This is a genomic window from Acidimicrobiales bacterium (genome assembly GCA_036399815.1).
GTDB lineage: Bacteria > Actinomycetota > Acidimicrobiia > Acidimicrobiales > DASWMK01 > DASWMK01.
Map to the genome: position 1 here is coordinate 1 of DASWMK010000023.1, position 5155 is coordinate 5155.

Here is a 5155-nt window from a genome sequence, read left to right on the forward strand (position 1 = left end):
CGGCCCTGCCGACTCGGCGAACACCAGGCCGACACGCTCGGCGAGGGATACCGCCGTCCTCGTCGAGCAGCGCCCCCCCGCTCGGGACCGGATGCCGGCGGCGATCGCCTGGGCGCTCACCGGGTCGCCGACGTGGAGCCCTGCGGACCGCAAACCTCGGCCGATCGCGTCGACGGCGCGTCCCAGTGCGTCGAGGAGGTCGCCGTCGGTTGCCGTGCGGGCACGAAGTCCGCTCCGTGCGACGGTCACCGTGAGGAGGACTTCGTGGCCGACGGTCCAGGGTGAGGCCCGGGACAGGAGCGCCTGGTAGTCGGCCCACGCGGCCGGGCGTGGCGGTGCCGCCTGTGCCGCCGCCCAGCGGGCGTGATCGCCCAGCCCGCGAGGCGCCGCGTAGTCCGACCAGCAGAGCCGGACGACCGGTGACCGCTCGGCCGAGAAGCCGGCCAGGACGTCGCCCCAGCCGGCCAGCAACTGCTCCTGGTCCTCTCTCGACAGGAGGACGAACTCGTCGCTGCCCACGGGGAGGACGGCGGTGCGCGTGTCAGCACGGGTGTCGGCGACGACGCCCAGCCCGTCGCGTCCGTCGCCGACGTCGACGCCGTGCAGGCAGGGCGGCAGGCGATGCGCCGGGGAAGCGTCGTGATCGTGAGAGGGCGTCAGGGGGGCTCGCCAGCGGTACTGGTTGGTCCGCAGGCGGGCGACGAAGCGGGCGACGACGGGTACCCACTCGACGAGCCGCTGGTTGCCGACCCGCGAGAGAGCGACGAGCGCGCCGATGACGACGGGTGCTCCCGCGATGCCGATCGGCGCGTCCACCGTGAGGAGGACGGCGCCGAGGAGGGAGGCAGTGGCGAGGACGGCGAGCTGGCCCGGGCCGAGTCCTAGGAACACGCCGCTGCGGTCGAGCGGGTCGAGGCGGTACGTCCGCTGCTCTTCCGGGGTCATGCGCCAGCGTCCCGCTCGTTGGGAGGCGTCGAATGGTCGGACCTGCCGGGGTGGGTCGAGCGCTGGGTCGCCCCGACGACGGCCGGTGCGCGGGAGGGCGGCCTCGGCGATGCACTCGCAGCGCCGCTCCCGCCGCTCGAGCCGCCGCCGCCGGACGCTGCTGGCGGCGCAGCAGCGCCCGCCATGCGGCGGGCGATCACGTGCTGGTACCGCAGCGACTGCACCTGCTGAGCGGCCCGCAGCGGTCCGCCCCTCACGCCCTGGGCGACGGCCGCGCCCTCGACGATCGGCAGGAGGCGCAGCACGACGAAGGGGCTGAAGCAGGCGAGACCGAAGATCGCCGTCGCCGCGAGGAGGACACCGACGGAGGCGGTCACGCTGGACGCGTCGTCGCCATCGGACGGAGCCGGCTCCCCAGGCTCCTCCTGCCCGGGCTCGTCTGGCACCTCCACGTCCGGCCCGGTCGACCCGCCCGGCCCGACGGCGCCGGCTAGGGCGGCACCCCCGATCGACAGCGCGAGGGCGATGACGACCTTCGAGAAGATCACCGCGACGAGCAGCTCGACCGTCCGGCGCAAGATGCCGCGGGTCGCCGGCCACGCCAGCGCCGCGAAGGCGAGCGGCGCCATTGCGACGAGCAGGTAGATAAGCGCCGACCGGATCACGAGCTCGACGAAGATCAGCAGACCGCCGAGCAGCGCCACCAAGCCGAGCAGCACGACGACGATGGCCGTGGCGACCTCGCCGGTGACGCCCGACGCGGCGCCGACGACGTCGGCGAAGTGCCGTACGTCGTCGCCGAAGTACGACATGAGCGCCTGCGTCATCGCGTCCGAGAGGTCGATGAGCAGCTGGAAGACGACGACACCGGCGGCGATGCCGACGACCGCGGTCGGGACGTCGACGGCGAGCCTCCGGGCGAGCGTCGTGGTATCGCCGGTGACGACGCCCTGGACGATGCTGAAGAACATCATCAGGACCAGCACGCTGCCGCCGATCGTGGCCATCAGGAGGTAGGGGCTCTCGGGGCCCGAGAACCAGCCCGCCTCGACATCGGGGCTGGTGGACTCGACGAAGAAGCCGGCGACCGACGCGGCCACCCAGGCGACCCCGTCGAGCACCCATGCGGCGACGCCCGACACGATGGACGAGAACGCCGTCTCGGCGATCTGGCCGCCGAAGTCCGTCACGCGGTCCCAGACCCAGCCGACCGGCGCGAACGCCCAGCCCGGGAACCACCCGGCGAGCGTCACCGTTCGAGTCACCCGTGGTCCTTGACGAGCTCGAAACCGTCGAGGCGCTCGTCGAGCTGGGTCGCCGTCGCTGGCCGGTCGGACCCGTCCGGCTCCGGCGTCGGGCCGGGCGAGTCGTCCGAGGACCAGACGCGCCAGTCGCCCCGCTCCCACACCAGCTCGAGCGTCGTCACCGCCCAGGAAGTCTGCGGGGACGCCACCGCCGCTCGTGAGAGCACGCGGACGACCCACACCGACACCTGGGCCCGGTCGCCGTCGTAGGCGTCGACACGGACGGCGAGGGGCGCCACGATCCACCACGCGGTGCCGAAGCCGCCCACCAGCACCGCCTGCGCCTCCGTCACCGACGCCGACACCTCGGCCGGGCTGGCCTCCGTTGCCCCGTCGGCCGACGTCGCAGTCACGATGTCCACCACCTGCTCTGGGGTGGCGTACATGAGCTGCTGCGGGACCGTCGCGGCGTAGCTCAGCGCTGCCTCCCGCGCACCGGCTCGGCTTCGCGGGAACCCGAGGACGACTCCGCCGGCGGTCCGGCGCCGTACGTCCGCACTCGGCGCGGCGACCGCTGGTTCCCCGCCGCCGCTCGGACGCGGGTCGCCGTTCGCCACCGCGGCGTGGGCGGCCATGCCGGAGACGAACACCGCCGCCACTGCTGCTGCGACGACGCCGATACGGCCCCAGCGCCCATGACGTCCTCCGGCCGCCATCACGACACCTCGTTGAACAGCGTGTTGACGATCAGTGGCGCGAGCCCGGTGATGATGGCGCCTACCGCTCCTCCGACGGCGAACGCCTTGCCCTTGGCTGCGCCGGCGTAGGAGCCGTGGACCTGCGACCAGCCGTAGTACGCGCCGCCGGCGAGCACCGCGGCCAGCGACGCCCACAGCGCCCCCATCTGGCCCCAGTTGAGGAGCCGCTGGATCAGGTCGCCGCCGGGCAGCCCGTCGGCCGACGGGTTCACCTCGACCTGCCCCACGACGACGACCACGCCGGTCAGTAGTTCTCGAACCGCTCGCACGATGCCGGTGCCTCCTCCCTGGTTCGCCGCTCGAACCACGCTCAGCCCGCACCGGACGAAGCCGGGCCGGTGGTCCAGGCGGACGACCGCGACGACGGTCCCGCTAGGCCGCCTGAGGGGCCTGTCCCGTCGATGCATGCCAAGCTCCTGACCGCGCCCGCCGCGCTCGCGCTCCTCGCAGGCTCCCTGATCGGGCTCCCCGTCCTGGCAGCAGGTGGGGCACCGCCGACCGCTGTCGTGCCGAGCGCTCGAGCCGTCGCCGACATCCCTGCCGACCTGCTGCCCGTCTACCAGTCCGCCGCCTCCCGTTGCCGTGGACTGCCGTGGACCGTCCTGGCGGCCGTCGGGAAGGTCGAGACGGACCACGGCCGCCACCGCGGCGCCGTACTCGACGCCGACACCGGAGCCGTCGCTCCCCCGATCGTCGGCCCGACCCTCGACGGATCCGGTGGGACGGCAGCGATTAGGGACACCGACGGCGGGGCCTGGGACGGCGACACCCTCTGGGACCACGCCGTCGGCCCGATGCAGTTCATCCCCGGCACGTGGCGGACATGGGGCGTCGACGGCTCAGGCGACGGGGCCCGTGACCCGCACAACGCGTACGACGCCATCCCGACAGCAGCCGACTACCTCTGCCGTGGCGCCGGTGAGATCGTCGACGTCCGAGCCGCGCTCCTCCGCTACAACAACTCGAGCGCCTACGTACAGCAGGTGCTGGCCGTCGCCGCGGCCTACGAGAGCAGCGGCGTCGGCGGCCCGATCTCGTGCGGCGCTCACACGACCGACGCGTCGGCGCCTTCCGCCCTCGTCCTCGCCGTCATCGCCGACGCCTGCTCCCAACTCGGCGACCCGTACCAGTGGGGCGCCGGCCGCGTCGACGACCCCGACCCGCCCGCCTTCGACTGCTCAGGCCTAACCTGGTGGGCGTTCAACCAGAACGGGGTGGTCCTCCCGTTCACCGCCGACACCCAGTTCGACGACCCGAACGCCGTCGCCGTACCAGCCGGCCCTGGCCAGCTCGACGCCCTCCTCCCTGGCGACCTCGTCTTCTTCAACTACGGCCGCCTCCCACCCGGCGACGCCGACCACGTCGCCATCTACCTCGGGATGGGCCTTGTCGTCGAAGCGCTCAACACGAACACGCCCGTCGCCGTCCGTGACATCACCAACGACGGCTCCGTCATCGGAGCGACGCGTCCACGTACGACGTCGTGACGCCTGCAATCGCCGGATGCAACGCTGGGCAGCGCGGCAGCCCACCCCATAGCAGCGCGTGAACGTGGTCGTCGCGCCAAGTCTGCGCGCGCAGCTTCCCACCGCTTCACCGAACCACGGCAAGTACTCCAAGCGGGCGCGACGCGCGCATGGGTGACCTTCCAGCCTTTGACGACGACCGTCAGCCTGACCGCTGCTCGCGACGGCGGTAACCCGCGACTGATTTCAGTCGACGTGACTGCGGGTAGCGTCTTCGTCCAGGCCCGATGGCGCGACCTCGCACGTCCGCCCACGTCGGGGTAGCGGGCAGCACTACGGAGATCACGGAGCGGATGTTGGAGATCCTGAACCTGGTGATGGCAGGCTCACGGCACGCGCCGATGAGGTCGTCACTTTCGCGCTGCCGATGAAACCGCTGATCGAAGAGCTGATCCGGTGGATCTCGACGGAGCCGACCCGATCGTCCGCGTCGTGAAGCGTGACCTAAAGGTCGACTGGACGGCACCACCCAGTCACGACGTTCGTGCGTCCGTGCGGAGCGTCGTGACACGCACGCTCCGCTCTCGGGGGGTCAAACCCAGAACAGGTCGACCGGCTGCTCGATGTAGTGATGAAACGGGCGTCTTGGGCCTCGCGGCGTGGCTTGTCGCGGCGTGACGTCATGTTGCGCGGTGTCGAAATTCTCAACTACCGCGGAGTCGCCTCGCTCCGACTTGCGCTT

The 5155-nt window shown here is 72.1% G+C and carries 5 protein-coding genes; 1 reads left to right on the forward strand and 4 read right to left on the reverse strand.

Annotated features, from left to right (window positions below; translation table 11 throughout):
• The 4 genes from VGB14_01340 to VGB14_01355 form a co-directional block, all read right to left on the reverse strand.
• The coding region (locus VGB14_01340; protein HEX9991549.1) for an SCO6880 family protein at nucleotides 1-945 on the reverse strand (945 nt) is incomplete at its 3' end.
• Complete coding sequence (locus tag VGB14_01345; protein ID HEX9991550.1) at nucleotides 942-2198, reverse strand: hypothetical protein; 1257 nt, start codon at nucleotides 2196-2198, stop codon at nucleotides 942-944. The genes VGB14_01340 and VGB14_01345, both read right to left, overlap by 4 nt.
• Nucleotides 2199-2206: 8 nt before the next feature.
• Nucleotides 2207-2635 (reverse strand): hypothetical protein, encoded by a 429-nt coding sequence (locus VGB14_01350; protein HEX9991551.1) that lies wholly within the window; start codon nucleotides 2633-2635, stop codon nucleotides 2207-2209.
• 269 nt (nucleotides 2636-2904) lie between these two features.
• Entirely contained in the window at nucleotides 2905-3216 is a 312-nt protein-coding gene (locus VGB14_01355) for a hypothetical protein (protein HEX9991552.1), read from the reverse strand.
• 237 nt (nucleotides 3217-3453) lie between these two features.
• Between VGB14_01355 and VGB14_01360 the strand changes: the two genes are divergently transcribed.
• Complete coding sequence (locus VGB14_01360; GenBank protein ID HEX9991553.1) at nucleotides 3454-4434, forward strand: bifunctional lytic transglycosylase/C40 family peptidase; 981 nt, start codon at nucleotides 3454-3456, stop codon at nucleotides 4432-4434.
• Nucleotides 4435-5155 lie beyond the last annotated feature (721 nt).